The organism is Ruegeria sp. AF8 (assembly GCF_056541825.1).
In genome coordinates this window covers 60420-86966 of record NZ_JBQFYW010000009.1, presented here as the reverse complement: position 1 = coordinate 86966, position 26547 = coordinate 60420, and the positions used below count along the sequence as shown (strand labels likewise).

Here is a 26547-nt window from a genome sequence, read left to right as displayed (position 1 = left end):
CGGCAGGGGTCCGTTTCGTGCTCATGTCACGGGCTTTACCGGCAAAACCCTTGCCGGGTCAAGCCAAACGCGCGGAGCAGTCCGCCTGTGGCTGGCGGGCTGCTCCGGCTTTGCCTCAGACCAAAAGGTTGAAGCTTTTGTTGAACGGCAGGGTCCGCGCCCGTTTTCCGGTCAGATCGAACAGGGCGTTGCCAAGAGCGGGCATCGACGGCGGCGTGCCGGGTTCGCCCGCGCCGCCCATGAAACGATTGGTTTCCAGCACGCGCACCTCGACCTGCGGGGCGGTGTGCATTCGCATCGCGTCATAGTCGGGGAAGTTCAGCTGTTCGACCTCGCCATCAGAGAACGTGATCTCGCCATAGCAGGCCGCCGACAGGCCATACATCATCCCGCCAAACATCTGCGCCCTGACGGTGTCCGGGTCCAGCGCCAGCCCCATGTCGCAGGCAATCCAGGCCTTGTTGATGCGAATGGTTCCATCCTCGTCCACCACCTCGATCACCTGCGCGACCGGCGTGCCGAAGCTATAGGTAAACGCTACGCCGCGGCCAACGCCATCTGGCGTCTTTCCCGTCCATCCGGACATCTCGCGCACAGCCTCAATGCAGCCCGCCGAGGGGGCGTGTTCGTCCCGCATCAGTTCCAGCCGGAAATCCAGCGGGTCGCGGCCGGCGGCAAGGGCCATCTCGTCCATGAAGGTTTCGTGGAAAAACCCGTTGTGGCTGTTTCCGACCGAGCGCCAAAAGCCGACGGGGATTTTCAGATCGGCGATATGGCCACTCATGCGATAGTTAGGAACCGCATAAGGTTGATTGAAGAACCCCTCGACCAGAACCTTGTCGGGGCCGCCGCCGGCAAAGCCTGTCATCCGTTCGATCGCCTGATGCGTCGGGGATTGCGCCGCTAACTTTCCATCAATCAGCAGCGCCTTGCCATCCTTGACCGCGCCGCGCATCCGGGCCATCGCGCCGGGGCGGTAGAAGTCGTGGCGCATGTCCTCTTCCCGGCTCCATGTGGTCTGGACCGGAACGTTGGGCACAGCCATGGCGATCTCGGTGGCGATCACGCCGAAATCGAACTCACCACGGCGCCCGAACCCGCCGCCAAGATAGGTGGTATGGACCTCGACGGATTCGGTGTCGAGATTGGCGGCGCTGGCGCATTTCATCTGCATGATGGTCGGCGCCTGATTGCCGCCCCAGAATTCCAGCCGGTCGCCCGAGAACAGAGCGGTCGCGGTCATCGGCTCCATCGTGGCGTGGGCCAGATAGGGAACGGTGTATTCGGCTGTGATCTCGGTCGCGCCCGCAGGCACCGTGTCGGCGTCGCCATCGTCGCGCATGGTCGAATTCGGCTCGGAGTCAAAGGCCCCGGCTATCTTGTCGAAAATCTCGTCGGTTTCGTTCGGGTAGGGGGCATCTTCCCATTCAACCTCGATCGCTTCGACGGCCTGAATGGCCAACCATGTGTTGTTGGCGATCACCGCCATGCCCGTTCCCAGATTTACGACTTTTTCGACCCCAGGCATGGCTTTGGCGGCGCTGTCGTCGAACCTTTTGATGCCGCCGCCAAGTTTCGGGTTCATGCGCACGCTGGCGAATTTCATTCCCGGCAGACGTACATCAATACCGAATTGCGCGGTGCCGGTGGCTTTTTCGATCATGTCTATGCGAGGCAGTGACTTGCCGAGATAGCGCCACTCGGATGGGTCGCGCAGAACCGCCTCGACCGGGTCAAGGCCGGCCGCATCCATCGCCAGTTCCGGATAGCTCAACTTCGTGCCGTCAGGCGCGATGACATGGCCGCTTTCGGTTTTGAGTTGATCCCGGTTGACACCCAGACGATCCGCCGCGGCCTGTTTCAGGGTTTCGCGGGCCGAGGCGCCCGCCTCGCGCATCCGCTCGAACCCGTCCTTCATCGAGGTGGAACCGCCGGTGATCTGAAGGCTCAGCACCTTGCCGACAACGCCAAGTGCCTCGCCGAGGTTGTGCTGGAAATTCGAGATGTCATAACCTTTGCCGGGCAGACCTTCGCCGATCATGGCGGTGTTGTAGTATGCCGCTGCCGCCGGGCCGTGCAAAACGTTCACCTGATCAAGGTCGACATCCAGTTCTTCCGCTAGCAGCGCCGCCCACGTGGTCTTGACGCCCTGACCCATCTCGGCCCGTGGCGCAAACAGGGTCACACCGTTCTGATCAATCAGGACAAACGGGTTGAGTGCCGCTTCGCCATCCTTTGGTTTGAGCGGGTTGGGGGCGGGCCGGTTGACGTAATAGACGCCGAACGCCACACCCCCGACAATTGCGGCAGAGCCAATCAGGAATGTTCTGCGGATAATTTTTCCGATGCTTGCCATCCCTTACGCCTCCTTGAGTTTGGCTGCGGCGTCGTGGATTGCCGCGCGGATACGCGGGTAGGTTCCGCACCGGCACAGGTTACCCTGCATCGCCTCGTCGATCTCGGCGTCGGACGGGGCAGGGTTTGCGGCCAGAAGTGCAGCGGCCTGCATGATCTGGCCCGACTGGCAATAGCCACATTGCGCCACCTGATGATCGACCCACGACCGCTGGATAGCGGCCATCGCGTCGGGTGTGCCCAAGCCTTCGATTGTGGTCACTTCGCCCCAGACATCCGATAGCGGTACCTGGCAGGAGCGGACGGCCTCGCCATCGATTTGGACAGTGCAGGCCCCGCAAGCGGCAACGCCGCAACCAAACTTGGTTCCCGTCAGACCGATTTCATCGCGAAGCACCCACAAGAGAGGCACGTCGTCGGGCAGATCGACCCGATGGGGTGCTCCGTTGACCGTTAGAGAGGTTGCCATGGCGGTTCTCGCTTTTTCGTTGTGGTTTTGATGGCTGACAAAAATAACGTGAATTGTCAGGATGTCAATTGACAAAATTTGCAATAACTGTCAGAGGTCGGATCATGAAGGATGCAGACCTCGATCCGCGGCAAAAGGCGATTCTTGATTCGGCTTGGCAGGCATTTGCGACCTATGGGTTTCGCAAGACCTCGATGGACGACATAGCGCGCGGCGCCAGGATGTCGCGCCCGGCGGTCTATTTGTTCTACAAGAACAAAGAGGCGATCTTTCGCAATCTGGTGGAACTTTTCTACGCGACCAAAACAGTCGCGGTGACCGAGGCGCTGAACAATTCAGGACCGGTTGCCGAAGTTCTGGGGTCCGCCATGGCCGCCCAAACGGAGGGGATTGAGGCGCTGCTGGACTCTCCGCACGGTCTGGAATTGCTGGATGCCGGAACCTCGACCGCCCCGGACATCGTTCAGGACGGAGAGGCGCAGTTGACGGAAATCTATGCCGCGTGGCTGCGGCGAGAGGCCGATGCGGACCGCATTCGCCTGACCGGTGACGCCTCGGACGTGGCGGTAACAATTACTGCGGCCCTGAAAGGGGTCAAAACCACCGCGCCGGACTATAAGACCTACGTGGCGCGTGTTGCGCAATTGGCGGGTCTGATCGGTGCGGGGCTGGATGTCACGTAACGCGCTGGCGGATTTTGAATTCCGGCTTGTCCCAGAGTTTGTTTTGCATCACATCGGCCAGTATGTCCGCGGCTTGCGTCACATCCCTTTGGTCGATGTAAAGCGGAGTGAACCCGAACCGCATGATGTCCGGAGCCCGGAAATCGCCAATCACCCCGCTTGCGATCAGGGCCTGCATGGCGGCGTACCCTTCTGAAAAGCGGAACGAAACCTGACTGCCGCGCAGATCGGGATCGCGCGGGCTGGCAAGTTTCAGCTCGGGGCAGGTGTCTTCGACCTTGCGAATGAAAAGTTCAGTCAGTTCCACCGATCTGGTGCGCACATCCGCGATGTCGGCGTGGTCCCAAACGTCCATGGCTGCTGCAAGCGCCGTCATTTGAATGACCGGCGGCGTGCCGACGCGCATGCGTTCGATACCGTTTCCGGGGCGGTAATCGAGATCGAAGGCAAAGGGCGATTCATGCCCCAGCCAGCCGGACAGGGCAGGGCGCGCCTTGTCCGCAAGTCTTGGCGCGACATAGATGAATGCAGGCGCGCCGGGACCGCCGTTGAGGTATTTGTAAGTGCACCCCACCGCGAAATCCGCGTTGCATCCGGCAAGATCGACCGGAATGGCCCCGGCGGAATGGGCCAGATCCCAGACCGTGACAACACCGTTGGCGTGGGCCAGTTCGGTCAGTGCCTTCATGTCGTGCCTGCGGCCCGAGCGATAGTCCACTTCGGTCAGCATCAGCACGGCGATGTCTTCCGTTATGTGTTCGGCGACGGCTTCAGGGTCGACGGTGCGTAATTCGTATTCCGCGCCAAGCGAACGCAGAAGTCCGTCGACCATATAAAGGTCGGTGGGGAAATTCCCGTTGTCCGACAAAACCACGGTGCGGCCGGGATTGAGTTCCAGCGCCGAGGCCACCGCCTGATAGACCTTGATCGACAGGGTGTCGCCGACGACGGTACTGCCCGGCTCGGCCCCGATCAGCTTGCCGATCCGGTCACCCAAACCAGTGGGCAGGCCCATCCAGCCCGCCTTGTTCCAGCCGGTGATCAGCATGCCACCCCATTCGTCGGCCATCATGCTTTGAACCCGCGCCTTTGCGGCGCGTGGCACCGGGCCCAGCGAGTTGCCGTCGAGATAGAGAATGCCCTCGGGCAGATCGAACATCGCCTTTGTCGTGGCAAAATCAGTCATTCTGGCCTCATTGGTTGTTTTAAGCTTGAAGCATTCATCGACTACAGGTTTCACTCGGATTTGTCCAGCGGACGCCGTTCAGACCTGCCCGCCCGCGATCTGGATACACTGACCGCTGATGCTTTCCGATCCCGGACGCACCAGCCACAGCGCGGCGGCGGCGACCTCTATCGGCATGATCAGCCGCTTGTGGCGGTTCTGGTCGACCATGGCCCTGAGGGCTTCTTCCTCGGTGATGCCGGCGCGCTTTGAAATGGAGGTCTTGTTGCGATCCACGATGGGCGTGTCGACATAGCCAGGGCACAGTGCATTGAAAGTGAAGGGCGTGCCCAGAAATTCCTCGGAATAGCTGCGGGTCAGTCCGATCAGCCCATGCTTTGAGGCCGAATAGGCTCCGGCTCCCGGCACACCGTGTAGGCCCGCGATGGACGCGACCGAGATGACCCGGCCCCAGTCCGTTTCTAACATGGAGCGCAAGCTCTCGCGAATGGTCAGGAAGGCGCCATCGAGATTGGTCGCCATGATGTCACGCCAAAATTCCGTGTCCGTTTTTTGCAGTGTCTTGCCAACAGCAATTCCCGCGTTGGCGACGCAGACCTGGATCGGACCGCGCGCATCAACAGCCTTGCCGATGCATTGCACAACATCGTCTTCGTCGCGGACATCCATGGACTGACCGAAGATTCGGTCATTCGCGACCTCGTTCAGCACCGTCTGACGCCGGCCCGTAATCGTAACGACCGCGCCTTCGTCGGCCAGCGCTTGCGCGATGGCCAGCCCGATCCCTGTTCCGCCACCAGTGACCAGTGCGTGTTTTCCGTTCAGCGTCACGTGTGATCCTCCCTGTCTTGCGGAATCCTAAAGCGAGTTTTGCCTGTGACAAGACGCGCCGTCCCGCCGTACGCTTTATTATGCATAAATATGAATGTGAATTTTGATTGCGGAGGACAGATGTTTCAGAAACCCATGACTGCCTGCGTCGCCCTGTTGTTGGCTTCGGCGGCGACTGCCAGTGAGGACATACCAGACCAGTATCCCCAGTCTGAGCTTTACTCAAAGCCAGTCGAGTTCGTTCCGCATGTCTTTTCCGCCATTGGTGCGACCGCACCACCGACCTATGAGAATGCCGGGCACAACAACAACCTGTCCTTTATCGTGACAAACGAAGGGGTGGTGGTTGTCAATTCGGGTGCATCCAGCCGATTGGCGGCGGCCCTGCATCAGGAAATCAAGGCAGTAACGGATCAGCCGGTAGTTCTGGTCATCAACGAGAACGGCCAGGGACACGCCATGCTGGGCAATGGATACTGGCGCGACCAGGGGGTGGATATTCTGGCGCATGTCGATGCCGTGGCTGAAACCACAGAAAATGGCGATTTCATCCTTCAGGGAATGGAACGCTATAATCGCGAGCGCGCCGAGGGCACCCGGGTCGAACACGCCAATCTGACCTTTGAAGAAGAATATGCGATCACACTTGGCGGGGTCGAGATCAGGGTATTGCATCTGGGTCCCGCCCATGATCCCGGCGACACTCAGGTCTGGATTCCACAATGGGATCTGATGATCACCGGCGATATCGCCTTTCATGAGAGGATGCTGCCGATATTCGAGCATACCTGCACAAGCTGCTGGATCGAGACATGGGAAACCCGGCTGGAACCGATTTCACCAGCCTATGTCATTCCGGGACATGGTCATCCAACCAATTTCGCGCAGGTCGGGCGGTATACGGTCGGTTACCTCAGGGACCTGCGCGAAAAGATCGGAGCGCACATAGACGACGGCGGTGATCTGGCCAGCGCCTATTATGTGGATCAGTCACGCTGGCAAGCCCTGGATACGTTCGAGGAACTGGCGACCAAAAACGCGGGGCGCGTGTTCGAAGAGATGGAATGGGAATAACCCTCGGGAATGAGATCCGTTCCGGATAATGTTCCCTGCATCCGGCCGCTGCGGCCGCTGCGGCAGATTCGTCATTTTCGCTTTTTCTGCCCGGTGGCCTTTGCCAAACATGTGCGAACGGTTTACGACGTCTCGCAAGAAGAAAACGACCTTACGAAGCTCTGTCGGGCAAGGATCGCACATGCGCCGAATTGATGTACCGCCCGTCTGGCTGTTGGGATTTGCCATACTGGCTTGGGTTCAGTCGAGATTTCTGTCTTTCGGATTGTCGCTGGACAGTAGTTTCACGCGGTTTGTCAGCGGGATTTTGATCGGTGGCGGCGTGTTGCTGATTGTATTGGCCGCCGTGGAACTCCGGCGACACAAAACCACGATCATCCCGCATGAGACGCCATCGGCAATGGTGCAGACCGGCATTTATCGGCGCAGCCGAAATCCGATCTATCTGGGGGATGTGATTATTCTTACCGGATTGATCCTGCGGTTTGACGCGGTGCTCGCGTTGGTATTGGTGCCGGTCTTTTTCTGGCTGCTCGAACAACGCTTCATTCTACCGGAAGAGGACCGGCTGCGTCGTACCTTCCGAATGGATTTCGCGCGCTACGAACGCAAGACCGGCAGGTGGGTTGGATGGGAATGAACATTTGACATAACGTCAAAAATGCTGCACTTGCGAAAGAATATTGCGCGATGTACATCTTTGCTTTGCAAACAATACCGAAGCCCGGTTGAGCTTGGCGAACAAAAAAGGGGGACCCGAGGGGTGAAAATAGGCACACCAAAGGAAATTTTCGAAGGCGAGAACCGGGTTGCGATGACGCCTGACTCGGCGCTGCAGTTGCAGAAACTCGGTTATGACTGCGTTATCGAAAGCGGTGCGGGCGCGGCTGCCGGTTTTTCGGACGCGGCCTATGAGGCGGCGGGGGTCGAGATCGTCAAGACACCGGCGGCGCTGTGGAAGGCGGCCGACATCATCGCCAAGGTCCGCCAGCCGAACGAGGCGGAACTCAAGCGCCTGAACAAGAGCAAGACGCTGATTTCCTTCTTCAATCCCGCCGGGAACGAAGAAGGGATGGAACTGGCGAAATCCAAAGGCGCGAATGTGATCGCGATGGAGATGGTTCCACGGATTTCCCGCGCGCAGAAGATGGATGCGCTGAGTTCGATGGCCAACATCGCCGGTTACCGTGCGGTGATCGAGGCTGGCAACAACTTTGGCCGGTTCTTCACCGGGCAGGTGACCGCCGCCGGCAAGGTGCCGCCCGCCAAGGTTCTGATCGTGGGCGCGGGTGTGGCCGGTCTGGCCGCCATCGGCACCTCGACCTCGCTGGGGGCAATCACCTATGCTTTCGACGTGCGTCCCGAAGTGGCCGAACAGGTCGAGTCGATGGGGGCCGAATTCGTCTATCTCGATTTCGAGGAAGAGCAGCAGGACGGTGCCGCCACCGGCGGTTATGCCTCGGTTTCGTCCCCGGAATTCCGCGAGGCGCAACTGGCCAAGTTCCGCGAACTGGCTCCGGAAATGGACATCGTGATCACCACGGCGCTGATCCCCAACCGCGAAGCGCCCAAGCTTTGGCTTGAGGATATGGTTGCGGCGATGAAACCGGGTTCGGTCATCGTCGACCTTGCTGCCGAACGCGGCGGCAATGTCGAAGGCACTGTCAAGGACGAAAAAATCGTCACCGACAATGGCGTGACCATCATCGGCTATACCGACTTCCCCAGCCGGATGGCGGCGCAGTCTTCGTCTCTGTACGCGACCAATATCCGTCACATGATGACCGACCTGACGCCCGAGAAGGATGGGCAGGTCAATCACGACATGGAAGACGACGTGATCCGTGGCTCGACGGTCACCTATCAGGGCGAAATCACTTTCCCGCCGCCGCCGCCCAAGGTGCAGGCGATTGCGGCCAAGCCCAAGGAAAAAACCAGGGAACTGACGGCTGAAGAAAAACGCGCGCAGGAGGTTGCGGCCTTCAAGGCGCAGACCAAACAGCAGTTTACCCTGCTGGGTGTCGGAGGGGCGTTGATGTTGCTGGTGGGGCTGGTGGCCCCGGCCAGCTTCATGCAGCACTTCATCGTTTTCGTACTGGCGATCTTCGTGGGCTTCCAGGTTATCTGGAACGTCTCGCACAGCCTGCACACTCCGCTGATGGCGATCACCAACGCGATCTCGTCGATCATCATCGTGGGCGCGCTGATGCAGATCGGGTCGGGCTCGTTCCTCGTCATTCTGCTGGCGGCGTTGTCGGTCTTCATGGCCGGGATCAACATCGTTGGCGGCTTCCTTGTCACCCGGCGCATGCTCGCCATGTTCCAGAAATCTTAAGGAGGCCGGGCAAATGGATTATGGCTTCACCACTGCCGCCTATGTCGTCGCGGCTGTCCTTTTCATCCTGTCCCTCGGCGGCCTTTCGAACCAGGAAAGCGCCAAGCGTGCGGTCTGGTACGGCATCGTCGGCATGGCGCTGGCGGTCTTTGCCACGCTGGTCGGCCCCGGTTCGGGACTGTGGTTGCTGTCGCTATTGCTGATCGCGGGCGGCGGCATGATCGGTCAATACGTCGCGCAGCGCGTGCAGATGACCGAGATGCCTCAGCTTGTGGCCGCGATGCACTCGCTGGTCGGTCTGGCGGCGGTCTTCGTCGGCTTCAATGCGCATTTCGAGATCAAGAACGTCGCCGAGGTGTTTGCGATCGTAGATGCCGCCAAGGATGCGGATCTGTCCGATCTCGGCGCATTCGCCAAGCTGATCGCCAAGAAGACGTCTGCGGAACTGTCGATTCTGCATGTGGAACTGTTCCTGGGCATCTTCATCGGTGCGATCACCTTCACCGGTTCGGTCGTGGCCTATGGCAAACTGGCAGGTAAGGTGACGTCTGCCGCAACCAAGCTGCCCGGCGGCCATGCGTTGAACGCCGGTGCTGCGGCTTTGTCGCTGATCTGCCTGATCTGGTACACCAGTTCGGGCGGGTTCTTCCCGCTGTTCCTGATGACGCTGGCGGCCCTGTTTATCGGCTATCACCTGATCATGGGCATCGGCGGTGCCGACATGCCGGTGGTTGTGTCGATGCTGAACAGCTACTCGGGCTGGGCCGCTGCGGCGATCGGCTTCTCGCTGGGCAATGACCTTCTGATCGTGGTCGGCGCGCTCGTGGGATCAAGCGGTGCCATCCTCAGCTACATCATGTGCAAGGCCATGAACCGTCACTTCGTGTCGGTGATCCTCGGTGGTTTCGGCAACACCGGCGGACCGCAGATGGAGGTCGAGGGCGAACAGGTCGCCATCGAGGCCGACGGGGTTGCCGCAGCGCTGAACGATGCCGACAGCGTGATCATCATCCCCGGTTACGGCATGGCGGTTGCGCAGGCGCAGCAATCGGTGTCCGAACTGGTCCGCAAGCTGCGCGCCAAGGGCAAGAACGTGCGTTTTGCAATCCACCCCGTCGCGGGCCGCCTGCCGGGCCACATGAACGTTCTGCTGGCCGAGGCGAAGGTGCCTTACGACATCGTTCTGGAAATGGACGAGATCAACGAGGACTTTCCGGATACGGATGTGGCCATCGTTATCGGCTCGAACGACATCGTGAACCCGGCGGCACAGGAGGACCCGAACTCGCCCATCGCCGGGATGCCGGTACTGGAGTGTTGGAAGGCCAAGCAAGTGTTCGTGTCGAAACGCGGTCAGGGCACCGGGTACTCGGGCATCGAAAACCCGCTTTTCTTCAAGGAAAACACCCGCATGTTCTATGGCGACGCCAAGCAGTCGCTGGACAAGCTGTTGCCGATGATCGAGTAAGTCAGCCGGTATAAAAGCAATCGGGGCGCCCTGTTGGGGCGCCCCTTTTGTCTTTGGGGCCCACACCAACGGGGAATAAGATCGGACAAACGGAGGTGACGATGGAAAAGGTAAACGGCATCGGCGGCTTTTTCTTCCGTGCCCGCGACCCGGATGCTCTGGCCATGTGGTATGAAACGTATCTGGGTGTGGACCGGCTGAACCCGCTGCCCTGGCGTCAGCGTGAAGGCTATACGGTATTTGCGCCTTTCGCGCGCGACACGGAATATCTTGGCAAGGTCGAGCAACAATGGATGATCAATTTTCGGGTCGATGATCTGAACGCCATGATCGCACAGTTGCGTGCCGCTGGAATCGATGTTGAAACCCGCAGCGAGTGGGACAGTGAGGTTGGATGGTTCGCCCGGATTCACGACCCCGAAGGCAACCCGATTGAATTATGGCAACCGAAATAGGGGTTTGGTGGCCCCGTATACCTTGGTATTCATGTAAGCACATGAAATAAAAGGGAATTGATGTATTTTGGGTGTTGCGTATAGTGCCCTGCAATTGCAGGAGCTGAAAATGACGCCGATCCAGGATCACCCTTTGCGTTATGCGCTGGCCAACGAGTTGCATGCACGGCCCTTTCCATCGGCGTCAACGCCGTGCACCGTTGTGTTTCTGGCGATCAAGCAGCCCGTCGAAGCGGCGGCCCGCGACAAGACGCTGGATGTTGCCCATTTGATCAACCTGCTGGACCGGCATGGTGCGCCGCATCCGCAACCCGGTGCCACGCATTATGCGGGCCAGATCGGGCGCCATTGGCTGAAATGGGAACAGCACACCGAATTCGTGACCTATACAGCGATCACGCGAAACGTCAGTGACCGGGCCTTCAATCCGGCGGATTTTGAGATTTTCCCTCCCGACTGGCTGGTGCAAAGTCCGGGGCAGAGAGTGACATCGGCCATGCTGCGCGTCGTGGATCGCCCGGCCGAAAACCAGATCGACAAAGCGTTGGCGGAATGGTTCGAACCGGAAAGCCTCGCCGTTGCGCGTGTCCTGGATGACACCGCGGTTGTGGCCAGCGATTTTCGCATTGATCCCGCGGGGCATATGCGTTTGGCGGTCTTTGTATCTAGTGAAGCCGGCCATCGCAGAACCGGACGGATCATTCAGCGTTTGTGTGAAATCGAGACCTATAAGGCAATGTCGATGCTGGGCTTTGCCCGTGTCAAGAAACTGATACCACGCATTGGCGAGCTGGACGGCAAACTGACAGCGCTGATGACGGAAATGACCGATGGTGATGCCAGCGCCGATGCGCTTTTGCCGCAACTTTTGTCGACGTCGACGGAACTCGAAACTCTGTCCGCGCGATGCGCTTTTCGATTTGGTGCGACCGGTGCCTATGAAGCCATCGTGAACCAGAGAATCGAAATTCTGCGCGAGGAGCGGTTCGCGGGTCGTCAGACTTTTGCCGATTTCATGATGCGCCGATATGATCCGGCGATCCGAACGGTCAAGTCAACGGAAAAGCGGCTGGAAGCTTTGTCGGACAGGGCCATCCGGGCAGGCGAATTGTTGCGAACGCGTGTGGACGTGGAGCGCAGCGCACAGAATCAGGCGCTTTTGGAAAGCATGGACCACCGGGCAGATCTCGCCCTGCGCCTGCAGCACACAGTCGAAGGCCTGTCGGTTGTCGCCATCAGCTATTATGCCGTCTCGCTGGTCGGCTATCTGTTGTATCCACTGACTGCGGCGGGGATCAGCAAAGGGATGCTCACAGCACTTGTCACACTTCCGGTGGTTTTGCTGGTTTGGGTGTCAATCCGGCGGATCCGCCACCGGTTGGAACGCCAGAACAAATAGGCAGATTGCCGGCCATCCGTACGAACCGATCCCCTGTTCATCTGGCCAAAAATATCCCGAAGCGCGAGGCGGAACCTCGCAAGGCCTCAGCCGTCCGACAGGGCGGCTGAGTATTTTTGACACCCGCTTCAGCGCCCGCGAATGCGCGGGTCCAGGGCATCGCGCAGACCGTCGCCGAGGTAGTTGACGCTCAGCACCGTTAGTGAGATCGCCAGTCCGGGCCAGAACACCCGCTCGGGATATTGTTGCAGATAGTCGACCCCATCGAACAGCAGGCGGCCCCAAGTCGGGAAATCGGGCGGAAAGCCAAGGCCCAGGAAAGACAGAGCGCTTTCGGTGATGATCGCCGTGGCGATGCCCAGCGTCGCGGAAACCATGATAGGCGACAGTACGTTGGGCAGGATGTGCCGCGTGATGATCTGTCTGTTCGATGTCCCGATCGAACGCGCAGCCAGAACGAATTCCCGTTCCTTGATGGCCAGCACATCCCCGCGCACGATCCGCGCAGTGGGCATCCACGAGGTGACGCCGATGGCGGACACGATCAGTATGAAGATCCCGCGCTCCAACCCGAAAGCGGCGGACAGGGGCTCGCGAAACAACAGCATCATTACCAGCAGCAGCGGCAGCAGTGGCAGAGCCAGGAACAGGTCGGTCAGACGCATCAGCGGCCCGTCCAGCCGTTTGAAAAACCCGGCAACGACCCCGATCAGCGATCCCAGAAACAGCGCCAGCAGCATTGCGGTGATGCCGACGGACACCGAGGTCTGACCGCCCGCCATCATCCGGGCCATGATGTCTCGACCGAGCTGATCCGTGCCGAACGGGTGTGCAAGGCTGGGTCCCTGATTGCGCTCGCGAATGGCGGTTTTGGTCGGATCTATATCCCACACGTATGGGCCCAGATAGACGGCAGCGACGATCAGGAAGAACAAAACCGCCCCGATCATTGCGCCTTTGTGAGTTTTGAACTGATCCCAGACGTCCCGCCACTGGCTGCGCGGCGGAGTGGCGATTTCTTCCATCACGTCGGCTGTCGGCAGTGCGGTCGAGGCCGGGGCGAGTCCTTCGTCCGGAACCAGGGTTTCAGTGCGATCCTTGTCAGTCATAGCGGATCCTCGGGTCCAGAATGCCATAGAGTACGTCGGCGATCAGGTTGAACAGCACGATCAGCACGGCGAAGATGAAGGTAAGAGTCTGTACCATTGGCAAGTCATTTGCCTGAATGGCGCCGATCAGCAACTGGCCGATTCCGTTCACCTTGAACACCTGCTCGGTGATGATGGCGCCGCCAAAGATCGCAGGGATACCCAACGCGATCACGGTCACCACCGGTATCATCGAGTTGCGCAGAACATGAACCATGACGACCGTGTATTCGCTCAGCCCCTTTGCGCGCGCGGTGCGCACGTAGTCCTGGTTGAGATTGTCCAGCATCGAGGCGCGCATGAATCGGCTGAGCTGTGCGGTGATCTGCAACGCCAGAACCATCACCGGCATAATCATCTGTTTGAGCTGTTCGACGAAGCTTTCCCAGCTGTTAACCACATGTGTGGTGTCATAGATCGACGGGAACCATCCCAGCTGAACCGAAAAGATCACGATCACCAGAACACCGGAAAAGAAGGGCGGAACCGAGAAGCCGACCATCGACACGAAAGTGCCCATCTGGTCGAACCACGAATACTGGCGATAGGCCGAATAGATACCGATCGGCAGGGCGATTATGATCGCCACGATATAGGCGGTGCCAACGACCCACAGGGTCTGCGGAATGCGCTGCACCACGATGTCCATCACCGGAGAGCGGGTCTGCCACGAGATCACCCGCAGGTCGCCTTCGGCAAAGGTGGTGCCAAGATAGTGGTCGATCAGAACCTGTGGTTCTATCCAGAAAAATTGCACGATCCATTTCCAAAAGCGGATGTGCATCGGCTGGCCAAGGCCCAGGGCCTCGCGCATTTTCTCCTTAACTTCCGGGGGGACGGTCAGGGGAACCTGCGCCATCGGGTCGCCGGGGGCGAGTTCGAGGAGCAGGAAGATCACGAGACTGATGAACAAAAGCGTCGGAACGGCCAGGATCAGGCGGCGGATAGTGAAGGTCAGCATTCAGGTGCGCCTTGGTTTATTAGTCTTTTCATGAGGTCGCCTGCTTGATACCGCGCCCCGAAAAATCGGGACGCGGTTGTGCAAGCAAGACGCTTAGGAACCGGTCTTGCGGTACCAGTCCGCTGCGTTCCACAACTCGCTGTCCCAAACGTTCAGGACCACGCCACCCAAAGTGTTGGCATGTGCCGACAGACGGCCACGGTGAACAAGCGGGATCATGCCGCCATTTTCGACCATGATGTCGTTCAGACGCTTGGCGATTTCCGCGCGTGCATCGGCCCCGGCCGTTTTGGTGAGTTCCTCATGCAGCTTATCGAACTCTTCGTTGCAGAAACGGCTGATGTTTTCACCTTGCCACTGGCTTTCAGGCTTTGGCGCCTTGTCGCACAGGCCGTTGCCCAGATAGGATTGCGGGTCTGTTCCGTTGAAGGTGTTGGCGTACATTTCAACATCGGCGTAAAACTTCTGGAACGTATCCGGGCTGCCCGGATCGCCGCCGAAGAACACCGAGGCGTTGAGGTTGCGCAGCTCGGATTCGATACCGATCTGAGCCCACCATTCCTTGATCAGCGCCTGGAAGTCCTGACGGACCGCGTTGGTCGAGGTCTGGTAGACGATCTTGAGCGGAACACCGTCCTTTTCACGAACGCCGTCGCCGTTGGTGTCGACGATACCTGCGTCATCCAGCAACTTCTTCGCGCCTTCGATGTCCTGCTTGTCGCAGGTAAAGGTATCCGAGTTCACTGCAGCCGGAGCCGGAACCCAGTTACAGGTCACCTGACCGGCCTTGCCGTAGCCGATTTCCACAAGCAGTGGCCGGTCGATGGCCAGCGACATTGCCTTGTACACTGCCGGATCGGTCAGGAACGGATGCGGATGCTTGGCGGTCGAACGCTCGCCTTCGGGCAGGTCTGGCGAAGCATTGGTCTGGTTCAGCATGATGCGTTCGACCAGCGGGCCAAAGCCTGCGACCGGAATGCCTTTGCCGCCCGCTTCCATCTGCGCGATCACTTCCGGTGCAAGCTGCAGGTTCCAGGCATAGTCGAATTCACCGGTTTCCATCACCGCGCGGCCCGCCGCTGTCGCATCACCGCCACCTTTGAAGGTTAGCGTGGCAAAGGCAGGTTTGTTCGGGTCGCGGTAGTTTGGGTTGGCCGACATGGTGATCACGTCGTTCGGCTTGAATTCGTCCACGACAAATGGGCCGGTACCGATGGGGCCGAAATTCTCGGTTGTGCACTCGGGGGCTTTTGCGCCCAAGCAGTTTTCGAACTGGGCTTTCTGAATGATCGGGCTTTCACCGCCCACAAACGGCCCATAGGGGAAAGGTGTCGGCGTGCCGAAGGTTACTTTGACGGTCATGTCATCAACCGCCTCGACATTGGTGACACCTTCGAATTTTGTCACCTGCGCGCAGCCGCCCTCTGGGTGCATGCAATAGTCGGCGGTGAATTTTACGTCATGCGCGGTAAAGGGGGTGCCGTCCGACCAGGTGATGCCCGGCGCAATCTTCCAGGTGATCGAGGTCAGATCCTCGCTCACGCCGCCATTGTCGACGGTCGGGATCTCGGTGGCCAGATAAGGCACCATGTTGCCGTCCTGGTCATAGCGGGCCAACGGCTCAATCACCAGCGAGGCCGATTCCACGTCCTTGGTGCCGCCCGACAGGAACGGGTTCAGGATCGACGGGGCCTGCCAATAGATAATGCTGACATTGCCGTCCGATCCGCGTTCGGCAAAGGCCGCCGGGGCCAGAGCCGTGCTTGCAATCGCACCAAGTAAAAGGGCTTTGGTTTTCATATTATACTCCATGTTGGACACGATCGTGTCTCGATTATCTCCGCATTGCCTGCGGATTAGGCGTTGCCGCATGTCTGGTAAGATATTGAAACCGAACGACAAAGTGTTTCACAATGCGCCGTATTCGTTCTCTCCCCAGGAACGGTTACGACGCGTATCGAAACAGAGTTTCTGAAAAATGCAAGCCTTGCCGTTGGGAAAATTCCCAATGGGTTTGACTTTTGCCGCCCCCCGGACATAGCGTTTGACACACAACACATAAGGGTGACCAAGGGGAGCGCACTCGTGCTGGATCAGCCCATTGCACAAATCAAGAAACTTCGCGTCGAGTTTCAGACCAAGGACGGCCCGGTCGTGGGCGTGGAGGATGTCTCGTTCGAGGTTCATCCCGGTGAAACCGTTTGTATCGTAGGCGAATCCGGGTCAGGAAAATCGGTCTCGTCACTGTCGCTGATGCGGTTGGTTGAATTCGGTGGCGGCGAGATTGCGGGCGGCCAGTTGCTGTTCGATCGGCGCGACGGGGAAGAGTTCGATCTGTCGATAGCCGATCAGGATTTGATGAAACAGATTCGCGGAAACGAGATCGGGATGATCTTTCAGGAACCGATGACGGCGCTGAACCCGGTTTTCACCGTGGGCCGTCAATTGACCGAGGGTCTGCGAATTCACAAGAATATGTCCAGGACGCAGGCCGAGGAACGCGCGCTGGAGTTGCTGCGCCAGGTTCGAATCCCCGAGCCCGAACGGCGTCTGAAACAATACCCGCATGAACTTTCGGGCGGGATGCGTCAGCGGGTTGTGATAGCCATGGCGATGGCGTGTGAGCCGCGTCTGCTGATTGCCGACGAACCCACCACGGCGCTTGATGTGACCATCCAGGCCGAGATCCTGGCGCTGATGGACCGGCTCAAGCGTGAGACCGGCACGGCGGTGATGTTCATCACCCATGACATGGCGGTTGTGGCGCAGATGGCCGACCGCGTGGTGGTCATGTTCCGCGGCAACAAGGTTGAAGAAGGCTCCGTTACCGAAATCTTTGAAAACCCGCAGCATGATTATACCAAGGCGCTGCTGGCGGCGGTGCCGAAGCTGGGCGAGATGCGGGGAAAACCCGCGCCCGAGCCGATGAAGCTGATGGGAGTCGAGAACCAGAACATCGCGCCCATCCCCGGCACTCAGGAAGCTCTGCTGTCCGTCAGTAATCTGACGACACGATTCCCGGTCAAGGGCGGGTTGCTGCGCCGTACCATTTCAAATGTGCATGCGGTCGAAGATGTATCCTTTACCCTGAACCGAGGTCAGACCCTGAGCCTTGTGGGCGAGTCGGGTTGCGGCAAGTCTTCGGCTGGCCGGTCCATATTGCGGTTGGTCGAGCCGATGGCGGGTGAAATCAACCTCGATGGCGTCGATATCATGAAATTGGACCAGGGCGGTCTGCGCAAGGCGCGCCTGGACATGCAGATGATCTTTCAGGATCCGTTCGCCTCGCTCAATCCACAGATGCAACTGGTGGATCAGGTGGCAGAGCCGTTGCGCAATTACAATGTCGCGTCAGGTTCCGAGCTTCAGGATCGTGTGGCGACTCTGTTCGACCGGGTACAATTGCCGCGCAGCTTCATGCGTCGGTTCCCGCACGAAATGTCGGGCGGGCAACGCCAGCGCATCGCCATCGCACGCGCGCTTGCGCTGAACCCGAAGCTGATCATCGCCGATGAGGCCGTGTCGGCGCTGGATGTGTCGGTACAAGCGCAGGTTCTGAACTTGATGATGGAACTGCAGGCTGAACTTGGGCTGAGCTATCTTTTCATTAGCCATGATATGGCTGTGGTGGAACGGGTCAGCCACCATGTCGGTGTCATGTATCTGGGCCGCATCGTCGAGTTGGGGCCGCGTGCAAGTGTTTTCGAGAATCCGCAACACCCCTACACCCAGGCGTTGATGCAGGCGGTTCCGATTGCGGACCCCAACAAGCGCAAATCTGAAAAGGATCTGAATTTCAAACCGATCCCATCTCCGATCCACCCCATCGGGTACGATCCGGAGCCGTCGCAATATCGCGAAGTGGAGCCGGGGCATTTCATCCTGACGACCGACAGCGGGTATTGACCGAATGGCTCAACGTTTGTCGCCGCTGGAGATCATGGTGAAACTGATCTCCTTTCCCACTGTCAGTCGCGACACGAACCTTCCTTTGGTCGAATGGGTCGAAAACTATCTGGCTGGTCACGGGATCAAGGCGCATCGCTGGACCGATCCGGATCAATCGCACAAGGCTGCCTTGTTTGCGCATGTCGGCCCGTGGGAAGAGGGCGCGGTGATCCTGTCCGGCCATACCGATGTGGTGCCGGTCGATGGTCAGCCCTGGGACAGCGATCCGTTCACCGTGACCGAGCGTGACGGCAAGTATTTCGGGCGTGGCACATGCGACATGAAGGGCTTTGATGCGCTGGCGATCTGGACGCTGATCGAGGCGAAATATCGGAACGTGACACGGCCATTGCAACTGGCGCTCAGCTTTGACGAAGAGATCGGCTGCACCGGTGCGCCGCCGATGATTGTGGCGATGCAGGAGGTGCTGCCCAAAGGTTCTGCCGTGATCGTGGGCGAGCCGTCGATGATGCAGGCGGTGACCGGGCACAAGGGCGGGTTCGGCTATGATACTCACGTGGTTGGCTTCGAGGTGCACAGCTCGATCATGCATACGGGCGTCAATGCGGTTATGTCTGCCGCGCCGCTGATCGACTGGGCAAATCGCCGAAATGCCGAGAACATGACGGCGGAACCTTCTGAAGTGGCGGCGTTATTCGTTCCGCCCTGGACCACCTGCCACGTCGGCATGATCAACGGCGGAACGGCGCATAACATCACCGCCAAGGATTGCCGGTTCATGATGGATTTCCGGATTGTGCCCGGTGAAGATGCGGGCATGTGGCGCGATGCCTATCTGGAGCAGGTCCGCAAGGCCCAGGCCGCAATGCAGGCGGTGCATTCCGATGCGCGCATCGAGGTATCGGAACATTTCGCGGTTCCCGCGTTGTTGCCTGAACAGCACGGTGAGGCTGAGATGCTGGTGCGTGCCCTCACTGGCGACAACGGGCGCCACGTTGTAAGCTACGGCACCGAGGCCGGACAGTTTCAGGAGGCGGGCTATTCTGCAGTTATCTGCGGCCCCGGAGACATTGCGCAGGCGCACCAGCCAAATGAATTCATTACCGTGAAGCAATTCAATGCGGGCCACACATTCATGGAACGGCTGCTGGACAAGCTGTCGGCCTAGTACCGCCTGCAACCAACAGAGGAGAATTGGACATGCCGATCAAGAACCGGCTTGCGGAAATGCACAGTGAAATCACCGGTTGGCGCCGCCATCTGCATGCCCACCCCGAACTTATGTACGACGTGCACGAAACCGCGGCCTTTGTGGTGGAGCGCCTTAAGGAGATCGGTGTCGACGACATCACGACCGGAATAGGCAAGACGGGCGTTGTGGCGGTGATCAAGGGGAATTCCAACGGCAAGGGTCGCGTGATCGGTCTGCGTGCGGACATGGATGCGCTGCCGATCGAGGAGGTTACAGGAGCCGAATATGCCTCGACCGTGCCCGGCAAGATGCATGCCTGCGGTCATGATGGGCATACGTCGATGCTGCTTGGGGCGGCGAAATATCTGGCCGAGACACGGAATTTCGACGGGACCGTGGTGCTGATCTTCCAGCCGGCAGAAGAAGGCGGGGCAGGTGGTCTGGCCATGTGCCAGGACGGTCTGATGAACCGCTGGGGGATTCAGGAAGTTTACGGGATGCACAACATGCCGGGGCTGCCCGTGGGCGAGTTCGCGATCCGGTCCGGTGCCCTGCTGGCCTCTTCCGATGAGTTCGAGATTGTCGTCACCGGCAAGGGCGGCCATGCGGCGGCCCCGCATGAGGCGGTCGATACAACTCTGGTGGCGTCGCAGATCGTGGTGTCCCTGCAATCGGTCGTGGCCCGTACTGTCAATCCGATCAAAAGCGTGGTTCTGACCGTGGGCACGTTTGAAACCGACAGTGTTGCATCGAATGTCATCGCGCATACTGCGCGTCTGAAAGGTACGGTGCGGACACTGGATCCGGAATATCGCGCCATCGCGGAAGAGCGTGTGCGCCGGATTGCCGAGGATACCGCGGCCGCGTTTGGTGCGACGGCCCAGATGACATGGACGCCTGGCTATCCGGCCACGATCAATTCCGAGGCCGAAACCGGATACGCGGCCGATGCGGCACAGGCGGTGTCGGGCCATGTGAACGACTCGACCGATCCGATCATGCCGTCAGAAGATTTCGCCTACATGCTTGAAGAACGGCCCGGCGCGTACATCTTTATCGGGAACGGGGATACGGCCATGTGCCATCATCCGGCTTATGATTTTGACGATGACGCCATTCCTGCCGGCTGCAGCTGGTTTGCGGAACTGGTGGAACGACGAATGCCCGTGGCGTGAAAAGGGGGAGTGACATGCCGATCAAGAACCGCCTCGCGGAAATGCACGACGAGATCACGGCCTGGCGGCGTGACATTCACGAGAACCCCGAGATTCTGTACGATACACACCGCACCAGCGCGCTGGTCGCCGACAAGCTGAAGGCATTCGGTTGCGACGATGTGGTGACCGGCATCGGTCGCACCGGTGTTGTCGGTGTGATCCGGGGCAAGACGGACACGCAGGGCAGGGCCATCGGGCTGCGCGCGGACATGGACGCGCTGCCGATGCAGGAGCAGACCGGGCTGGGCCATGCCTCCAGGACGCCCGGGGCGATGCATGCCTGCGGTCACGATGGCCACACGGCAATGGTGCTGGGGGCTGCAAAATATCTGGCCGAGACCCGTAATTTCGACGGCACGGCGGTGGTTATCTTCCAGCCCGCCGAGGAAGGCGGCAATGGGGCCGAAGCGATGGTCAAGGACGGGCTGATGGATCGGTTCGGCATTCAGGAAGTCTATGCCATGCACAATGTGCCGGGTCTGCCCACCGGTCAGTTTGCGATCCGGTCGGGGCCTTTGCTGGCGGCGGCGGACGAGTTCGACATTCACCTGGAAGGGCGCGGAGGCCACGCGGCGAAACCGCATGAGACAGTCGACACCACGGTGATGCTGTCGCAAGTCATCGTGGCGTTGCAGACGGTCGTATCGCGCAATGTAGACCCGACCCTGCAAGCGGTGTTGTCTGTGACGTCGGTCGAAACATCTTCCAATGCCTTCAACGTGATCCCGCAATCGGCGCGCCTGCGCGGAACGGTTCGGACACATTCCAACGAAGCGCGCGCATTGATCGAAGTGCGCCTGAATGAGGTCGTTTCCGGGGTTGTCGCTGCATTCGGAGGAACAGCCGAAATCCGCTACAGCCATGGAGTTCCGGTGACAATCAATGCCGAGGAGCAGACTGGCTATGCTGTCGAAGCGGCGGTTGCCGTCGGTGGCAGTTGCGATGAGGCGCCGATGGTGATGGGGGGCGAGGATTTTTCGTTCATGCTGGAGGAACGCCCCGGCGCTTTCATCGTGCTGGGCAATGGCGACAGCGCCGGGCTGCATCACCCCGAATACGATTTCAATGATGAGATCATCCCGTTGGGGTGCTCTTGGTTTGCCGAAATGGTCGAACGCCGGATGCCGGCAGCCTGAGATATTCAAGGAGAAGACAGATATGCCAGTGAAAAACCGGTTCGCCGAGTTGCAGGATGAAATTGCTGCTTGGCGTCGTGACATTCACGAAAACCCCGAAATTCTTTTCGAAACTCATCGCACCAGCGCTTTGGTCGCGGACAAGCTGCGCGAATTCGGCTGTGACGAAGTGGTGGCGGGCATCGGCCGCACCGGTGTTGTTGGGGTGATCAGGGGCAAGAGCGACAGTTCCGGCAAGGTGATCGGGTTGCGCGCTGACATGGATGCGTTGCCGATCCACGAGGCGGCAGGGCTGGAATATGCCTCCAAGACGCCGGGTGCGATGCACGCCTGCGGTCATGATGGCCATACGGCGATGTTGCTGGGCGCGGCCAAGTATTTGTCCGAGACCCGCAATTTCGACGGAACGGTCGTGGTCATCTTCCAGCCGGCCGAGGAAGGCGGTGGTGGCGGCCGCGAGATGTGCGAAGACGGCATGATGCAGCGTTGGAACATTCAGGAAGTCTATGGGATGCACAACTGGCCGGGAAAACCGGTCGGCAGTTTCTCGATACGTTCCGGAGCATTTTTCGCCGCGACCGATCAGTTCGACATCACCTTTGAGGGCCGGGGCGGGCACGCGGCCAAACCGCACGAGACGGTGGACACCACGGTCATGACGGCGCAGGCGGTTCTGGCGCTGCAGACCATCGCTTCGCGCAATGCCGATCCGGTTGATCAGGTGGTGGTGTCGGTCACGTCGTTTGAGACGTCTTCAAATGCTTTCAACGTGATACCGCAGAAAGTTCAGATCAAGGGCACCGTGCGAACCATGAGCAAAGAGATGCGCGATCTGGCCGAAGAGCGGATCAAAGCGATATGCGCGGGTGTCGCCGCGACCTTTGGCGGAACGGCGGATGTGACCTATATCCGCGGGTATCCGGTGATGGTGAACAGCGACGAGCAGACCGAATTCGCGGCCGAGGTGGCACGCGCGGTATCCGGTGAATGCGAAGAGGCGCCGCTGGTGATGGGCGGCGAGGATTTCGCCTTCATGCTCGAAGAACGCCCCGGTGCCTATATTCTGGTCGGCAACGGCGATACGGCGATGGTGCACCACCCCGAGTACAACTTCAACGACGAAGCAATCCCTGCCGGATGCAGTTGGTGGGCTGAAATTGTTGAAAAGCGGATGCCCGCAGCCTGACGGGCCAAGGTCGTGGGAGGTTGCCTCCCACGTCTTGCCGGCAATTCAGGTAAGATCAAGCTGCGAGCACAGCGTGTCGATGACGGCCTCCAGCGCGTGTCTCTGGTCGGACACGCAGCTTTGCGCGGCCTTCCGGGCGGCGTTCAACGCGGATTCGTCCGATAGCCAAGTCGCCACCGCGCGTGCCAGGTCCTGGGCCGTGCGAACCTCGATTGCGCCGCCGTTCTCTATCAGCGGTTTGAAGGTTTCCGCAAAATTGAAATACCCCGGCCCGGTGATCACGGCGGCCCCGGCCTGAGCGGGCTCGAACGGGTTGTGCCCGCCGATTTCCTTGAGAGACCCGCCCAGAAACACCAGCGGGCACAGGGCATACCAGGTTCCGGTCTCGCCGAGCGTGTCGGCCATATAGACCTGAGTTTGCGAAGTGATGGTGTCCTGCGAGGTTCGGCGCGCCATGCCAAGACCGGCCTTTTCGATCAGGGCTGCGACCTCGTTTCCCCGTTCCGGATGGCGCGGGATCAGCAGAAGCAAAAGATCGGGCCAGCGTTCGAGCAGGTCCGCATGAGCAGCCAGCACGGTTTCCTCTTCTCCGGCATGGGTCGAGCTTGCGATCCAGACCGGGCGCTGGCCGATTTGTGCCTGAATCCCGGCCAGTGTCTCATCATCTACCGGCAAAGGATCGGACATGGCCTTGAGGTTGGTTCCGGGCCGAACGCGGGTCGTACCGGCACCCATGTCGATCAGGTTCGCCGCAGTTGTGTTGTTCTGTGTGAGAAACAGTCGGAACTGGTCCAGGATGAACCGCGCGGTTGCGGGGCGTTTCTTCCAGCCCTGCACCGATTTTTCGGACAGGCGCGCGTTCAGCAAGGCCAGTGGGATGCCACGCGCACCGCTTTCGACGACCAGCCGTGGCCAGATCTCGCTTTCCACAAAAATACCCGCGTCCGGTTTCCAGTGGTCGAGAAAACGCTTCACCGGAGACGGAGTGTCCAGCGGGGGATATTGGTGGCGTGTCCGCGGCGGCAGGCGTTTTTCGATCAGAGCGGCAGAGGTTGGCGTGCCGGATGTGATCAGGAATTCGGTTTCCGGCAGGCGGGCACCAATGCGTTTGATCAGGCTCAGAACGGACAGGCTTTCACCCACACTCGCCGCGTGAAACCAGATCAGTTTCCCGTCGGGGCGGAGCAGGCTGGCATGGCCCAGACGTTCTTGCTGTCGTTCTCGGGAAACTCCGGCGCGTTCCAGTTTGCGACGAATGACCGACCACGCGATCGGCGCCAGAATTGCGGTCGCGCCGCAATATGCCGAATAGAGCAGCGTTGCCTTACCTGGGCTGCGCTTCACCTCAGCCGCCCGTGTGGCTCATGTGCCGGGTCATCTGGCCGTCCACACGCTGGCGCGAATAGTCGAAATCGTGCCCCTTGGGTTTCAGGGTGATCGCGGCGCGAATGGCGTTTTCCAGTGGCGTTTCCGAATCGGGATTATCGCGCAAAGCCCCGCGCAGGTCGGCCATGTCCTCTTGTCCCAGGCACATGAACAACTCTCCGGTGCAGGTCAGGCGCACCCGGTTGCAGCTTTCGCAGAAATTATGGCTGAGTGGCGTGATGAAGCCGATCTTCTGACCGGTCTCCTCCAGCCGCACGTAACGCGCCGGTCCGCCCGTGCGTTCCGTAAGATCGGTCACCTGATAGTGCTTTTCGTATTCCGCGCGCACGTCCTTGAGCGACCAGTACTGATCCAGCCGGTCCTCGTTGCCGATATCGCCCATCGGCATGACTTCGATCCAGGTCAGGTCCATGTCGCGCTCGGCACACCATTCGGTGATGCGTGGCAGTTCTTCTTCGTTGAACCCCTTGAGGGCCACGGCGTTGATCTTGATCCGCAAACCGGCCTTTTGCGCGGCGTCGATCCCTTTCAGAACCTGAGGCAGGCGACCCCAGCGGGTGATGTCGGCGAATTTCGCCTCGTCCAGCGTATCCAGTGACACGTTCACCCGGCGCACACCCGCCGCATAAAGCTGGTCTGAAAATCGCGACAGTTGCGAACCATTGGTGGTCAGCGTCAGTTCTTTCAGCACGCCGCTTTCCAGATGCCGGGTCATGGCGTTGAAAAACGTCATGATGTCCCGCCGCACCAAAGGCTCGCCGCCGGTGATGCGCAGCTTTTCGACGCCCATGCGGATGAAAGTCGAACACATGCGGTCCAGTTCTTCCAGCGTCAATAGCTCTTTCTTGGGCAGAAAGGTCATGTTTTCCGACATGCAATACACGCAGCGAAAATCGCAGCGGTCCGTGACGGAAACACGCAGATAGGTAATGGCGCGGGCAAACGGGTCGATCAACGGAGCAGTCATGCGCAATAGGTAAAGCGGGTGATGGCTGGCGGCAAGGGCCAACAGTGATTTGACTGGCATGTCTTTCCGGGCGCAGCTAGGGTCGCCCGCATGAGATACATAGCCCTGATGTCATTGATCCTGCTCGTCAGCTGTTCCGCCATCCGGTCGACCCGGGACCGCCTGTTCGGAGAGAGTGAGCCGGTTTCGGAAACCGTCGTGGAAGAGGTTTCCGTCGATGCGCCCGAGAACGTGGAAGAGGCCCCCGGCGCGGTCGATCCGGGCTGGGACGGGGCCAAGCGGACCGTGGCGGGGCTGGGCGATCCGACGCGACCGGGGCGGTGGTTGGAAACACCGCTGGTCACCTCTGAAATCAACGGAAGAATCGTGACACGGGAAACTGGCGCGCAGGTCTATGTTTTGCTGATCCCGGCGCCGGGGCCGCAGGGCGCCGGAAGCCGTCTGTCGCTGGAGGCGATGAAGGCGATGTTGCTGCCTCTGGATCAGTTGGTGGAACTGGACGTCTATTCCAACTGACCGGCCAGGTATTTTGCGGCCTCTTTGCGGGCAAAGGGTTTCATGGACGCGCCATGCTCGGCCAGAAACGCGACGACGCGCGCGGCGTCGTGCTTGGACAATTCCCGCAGCCACCAGGCCACGGCTTTTTGTATGAACCAGTCGCGATCGGTTACGTATCCCGCGGCCCAGCCAAGGATGCGGTCCCTGCGGACCAGATCGTCTGGCTTAGGGTGGTTCTGCTTGGTCCAGGGCAGAGTGGAAACCAGCGCCGCGCGGCGGGTCCACATATGGTCTGAGAGAATCCAGTTTTCGATTTGGTCCAAACGCTGAGGGTCGGCAACCAGTCTTTTTTGCATGGCCATGCAAGCGTGGTCGGCGACAGCCCAGGCGTCAAAGTCAGGCACCCAGCTTTGCAGCAACGCCCACGCCGCATCATCGGGTCTTATGCGGGCCTGGGTCAACAGTTTTGCGGCGGCCAGGCGGCCTTCGTGAATGTTGGTCTGCCAAAGGGCATTGGCCAGTTCCACACGTCCTGCAACAGACAATTCTTGCCGCCACGTTTTTGTCAGCTCGTTCAGAACCGGATTCGCGATGCCCAGATAGGGGCGGTCCGCCTTGTGATAGGCCGCCATCTGAACCGCGCGTTCGGGGTCGGCATGCGCCTTGATCTGATCGAGATACGGAACAAGCAT

At 59.7% G+C, this 26547-nt stretch carries 23 protein-coding genes; 13 read left to right on the top strand and 10 right to left on the bottom strand.

What is annotated here, in order from left to right; all coding sequences use genetic code 11:
- Nucleotides 1-115 precede the first annotated feature (115 nt).
- Nucleotides 116-2356 (bottom strand): xanthine dehydrogenase family protein molybdopterin-binding subunit, encoded by a 2241-nt coding sequence (locus tag ACR0AO_RS15415; RefSeq protein ID WP_480605113.1) that lies wholly within the window; start codon nt 2354-2356, stop codon nt 116-118.
- 3 nt (nt 2357-2359) lie between these two features.
- Nucleotides 2360-2824: a (2Fe-2S)-binding protein gene (locus tag ACR0AO_RS15410; protein WP_480605111.1), complete on the bottom strand. Its 465-nt coding sequence runs from the start codon at nt 2822-2824 to the stop codon at nt 2360-2362.
- 104 nt (nt 2825-2928) lie between these two features.
- Between ACR0AO_RS15410 and ACR0AO_RS15405 the strand changes: the two genes are divergently transcribed.
- On the top strand, nt 2929-3507 hold the full coding sequence (locus ACR0AO_RS15405) for a TetR/AcrR family transcriptional regulator (RefSeq protein WP_480605109.1): 579 nt from the start codon (nt 2929-2931) through the stop codon (nt 3505-3507).
- Here the strand turns inward: ACR0AO_RS15405 and kynU are convergent.
- Both kynU and ACR0AO_RS15395 read right to left on the bottom strand, forming a co-directional pair.
- On the bottom strand, nt 3500-4693 hold the full coding sequence (gene kynU, locus ACR0AO_RS15400) for a kynureninase (protein WP_480605108.1): 1194 nt from the start codon (nt 4691-4693) through the stop codon (nt 3500-3502). The genes ACR0AO_RS15405 and kynU overlap by 8 nt on opposite strands.
- 78 nt (nt 4694-4771) lie before the next feature.
- A complete protein-coding gene (locus ACR0AO_RS15395; protein WP_480605106.1) occupies nt 4772-5524 on the bottom strand; it encodes an SDR family NAD(P)-dependent oxidoreductase in 753 nt (250 codons plus the stop codon).
- Nucleotides 5525-5644: 120 nt separating this feature from the next.
- Here ACR0AO_RS15395 and ACR0AO_RS15390 point away from each other — a divergent pair, with 120 nt between their 5' ends.
- The 6 genes from ACR0AO_RS15390 (at nt 5645) to ACR0AO_RS15365 (ending at nt 12255) form a co-directional block, all read left to right on the top strand.
- Nucleotides 5645-6598 (top strand): MBL fold metallo-hydrolase, encoded by a 954-nt coding sequence (locus ACR0AO_RS15390; protein ID WP_480605104.1) that lies wholly within the window; start codon nt 5645-5647, stop codon nt 6596-6598.
- Between the two features lie 181 nt (nt 6599-6779).
- On the top strand, nt 6780-7238 hold the full coding sequence (locus tag ACR0AO_RS15385; RefSeq protein ID WP_480605102.1) for a methyltransferase family protein: 459 nt from the start codon (nt 6780-6782) through the stop codon (nt 7236-7238).
- Nucleotides 7239-7361: 123 nt separating this feature from the next.
- Nucleotides 7362-8933, top strand: a complete 1572-nt coding sequence (locus ACR0AO_RS15380) for a Re/Si-specific NAD(P)(+) transhydrogenase subunit alpha (protein WP_480605099.1) — start codon at nt 7362-7364, stop codon at nt 8931-8933.
- 13 nt (nt 8934-8946) lie between these two features.
- Nucleotides 8947-10401, top strand: a complete 1455-nt coding sequence (locus ACR0AO_RS15375) for an NAD(P)(+) transhydrogenase (Re/Si-specific) subunit beta (protein ID WP_480605097.1) — start codon at nt 8947-8949, stop codon at nt 10399-10401.
- 101 nt (nt 10402-10502) lie between these two features.
- A complete protein-coding gene (locus ACR0AO_RS15370) occupies nt 10503-10856 on the top strand; it encodes a VOC family protein (RefSeq protein ID WP_480605095.1) in 354 nt (117 codons plus the stop codon).
- 109 nt (nt 10857-10965) lie between these two features.
- Nucleotides 10966-12255, top strand: coding sequence for a DUF3422 family protein (locus ACR0AO_RS15365; protein WP_480605093.1), 1290 nt, complete (start codon nt 10966-10968; stop codon nt 12253-12255).
- Nucleotides 12256-12383: 128 nt separating this feature from the next.
- Here ACR0AO_RS15365 and ACR0AO_RS15360 read toward each other — a convergent pair whose 3' ends face one another.
- The 3 genes from ACR0AO_RS15360 to ACR0AO_RS15350 form a co-directional block, all read right to left on the bottom strand.
- Nucleotides 12384-13364, bottom strand: coding sequence for an ABC transporter permease (locus ACR0AO_RS15360; RefSeq protein WP_480605090.1), 981 nt, complete (start codon nt 13362-13364; stop codon nt 12384-12386).
- Nucleotides 13357-14364: an ABC transporter permease gene (locus tag ACR0AO_RS15355; protein WP_480605088.1), complete on the bottom strand. Its 1008-nt coding sequence runs from the start codon at nt 14362-14364 to the stop codon at nt 13357-13359. Before ACR0AO_RS15355 ends, ACR0AO_RS15360 begins: the two co-directional genes overlap by 8 nt.
- Before the next feature lie 93 nt (nt 14365-14457).
- Nucleotides 14458-16164, bottom strand: coding sequence for a peptide ABC transporter substrate-binding protein (locus ACR0AO_RS15350; RefSeq protein WP_480605086.1), 1707 nt, complete (start codon nt 16162-16164; stop codon nt 14458-14460).
- A gap of 285 nt (nt 16165-16449) precedes the next feature.
- On the opposite strand from ACR0AO_RS15350, the gene ACR0AO_RS15345 reads away from it, so the two are divergent.
- The 5 genes from ACR0AO_RS15345 to ACR0AO_RS15325 are packed head-to-tail and all read left to right on the top strand — an operon-like array spanning nt 16450 to nt 23004.
- Nucleotides 16450-18270: an ABC transporter ATP-binding protein gene (locus ACR0AO_RS15345; RefSeq protein WP_480605084.1), complete on the top strand. Its 1821-nt coding sequence runs from the start codon at nt 16450-16452 to the stop codon at nt 18268-18270.
- A 4-nt stretch (nt 18271-18274) separates the two neighbouring features.
- A complete protein-coding gene (argE, locus tag ACR0AO_RS15340) occupies nt 18275-19441 on the top strand; it encodes an acetylornithine deacetylase (RefSeq protein WP_480605082.1) in 1167 nt (388 codons plus the stop codon).
- A 32-nt stretch (nt 19442-19473) separates the two neighbouring features.
- On the top strand, nt 19474-20640 hold the full coding sequence (locus ACR0AO_RS15335) for a M20 aminoacylase family protein (RefSeq protein ID WP_480605080.1): 1167 nt from the start codon (nt 19474-19476) through the stop codon (nt 20638-20640).
- Between the two features lie 14 nt (nt 20641-20654).
- On the top strand, nt 20655-21818 hold the full coding sequence (locus tag ACR0AO_RS15330) for a M20 aminoacylase family protein (protein ID WP_480605078.1): 1164 nt from the start codon (nt 20655-20657) through the stop codon (nt 21816-21818).
- Between the two features lie 22 nt (nt 21819-21840).
- The gene (locus ACR0AO_RS15325) at nt 21841-23004 is read left to right on the top strand and encodes a M20 aminoacylase family protein (RefSeq protein WP_480605076.1); all 1164 of its coding nucleotides are present in this window, start codon (nt 21841-21843) and stop codon (nt 23002-23004) included.
- 45 nt (nt 23005-23049) lie between these two features.
- On the opposite strand, the gene ACR0AO_RS15320 is transcribed toward ACR0AO_RS15325, so the two are convergent.
- Both ACR0AO_RS15320 and moaA read right to left on the bottom strand, forming a co-directional pair.
- Nucleotides 23050-24348: a 3-deoxy-D-manno-octulosonic acid transferase gene (locus ACR0AO_RS15320; protein ID WP_480605074.1), complete on the bottom strand. Its 1299-nt coding sequence runs from the start codon at nt 24346-24348 to the stop codon at nt 23050-23052.
- Between the two features lies 1 nt (nt 24349).
- On the bottom strand, nt 24350-25357 hold the full coding sequence (gene moaA, locus ACR0AO_RS15315) for a GTP 3',8-cyclase MoaA (protein WP_480605227.1): 1008 nt from the start codon (nt 25355-25357) through the stop codon (nt 24350-24352).
- 90 nt (nt 25358-25447) lie between these two features.
- On the opposite strand from moaA, the gene ACR0AO_RS15310 reads away from it, so the two are divergent.
- Nucleotides 25448-25873 carry a hypothetical protein gene (locus ACR0AO_RS15310; protein ID WP_480605072.1) on the top strand — a complete coding sequence of 142 codons (426 nt, stop codon included), beginning with the start codon at nt 25448-25450 and terminating at the stop codon, nt 25871-25873.
- Here ACR0AO_RS15310 and ACR0AO_RS15305 read toward each other — a convergent pair.
- Nucleotides 25861-26547 carry a DNA alkylation repair protein gene (locus ACR0AO_RS15305; RefSeq protein WP_480605070.1) on the bottom strand — a complete coding sequence of 229 codons (687 nt, stop codon included), beginning with the start codon at nt 26545-26547 and terminating at the stop codon, nt 25861-25863. The two genes, ACR0AO_RS15310 and ACR0AO_RS15305, sit on opposite strands and share 13 nt — an antisense overlap.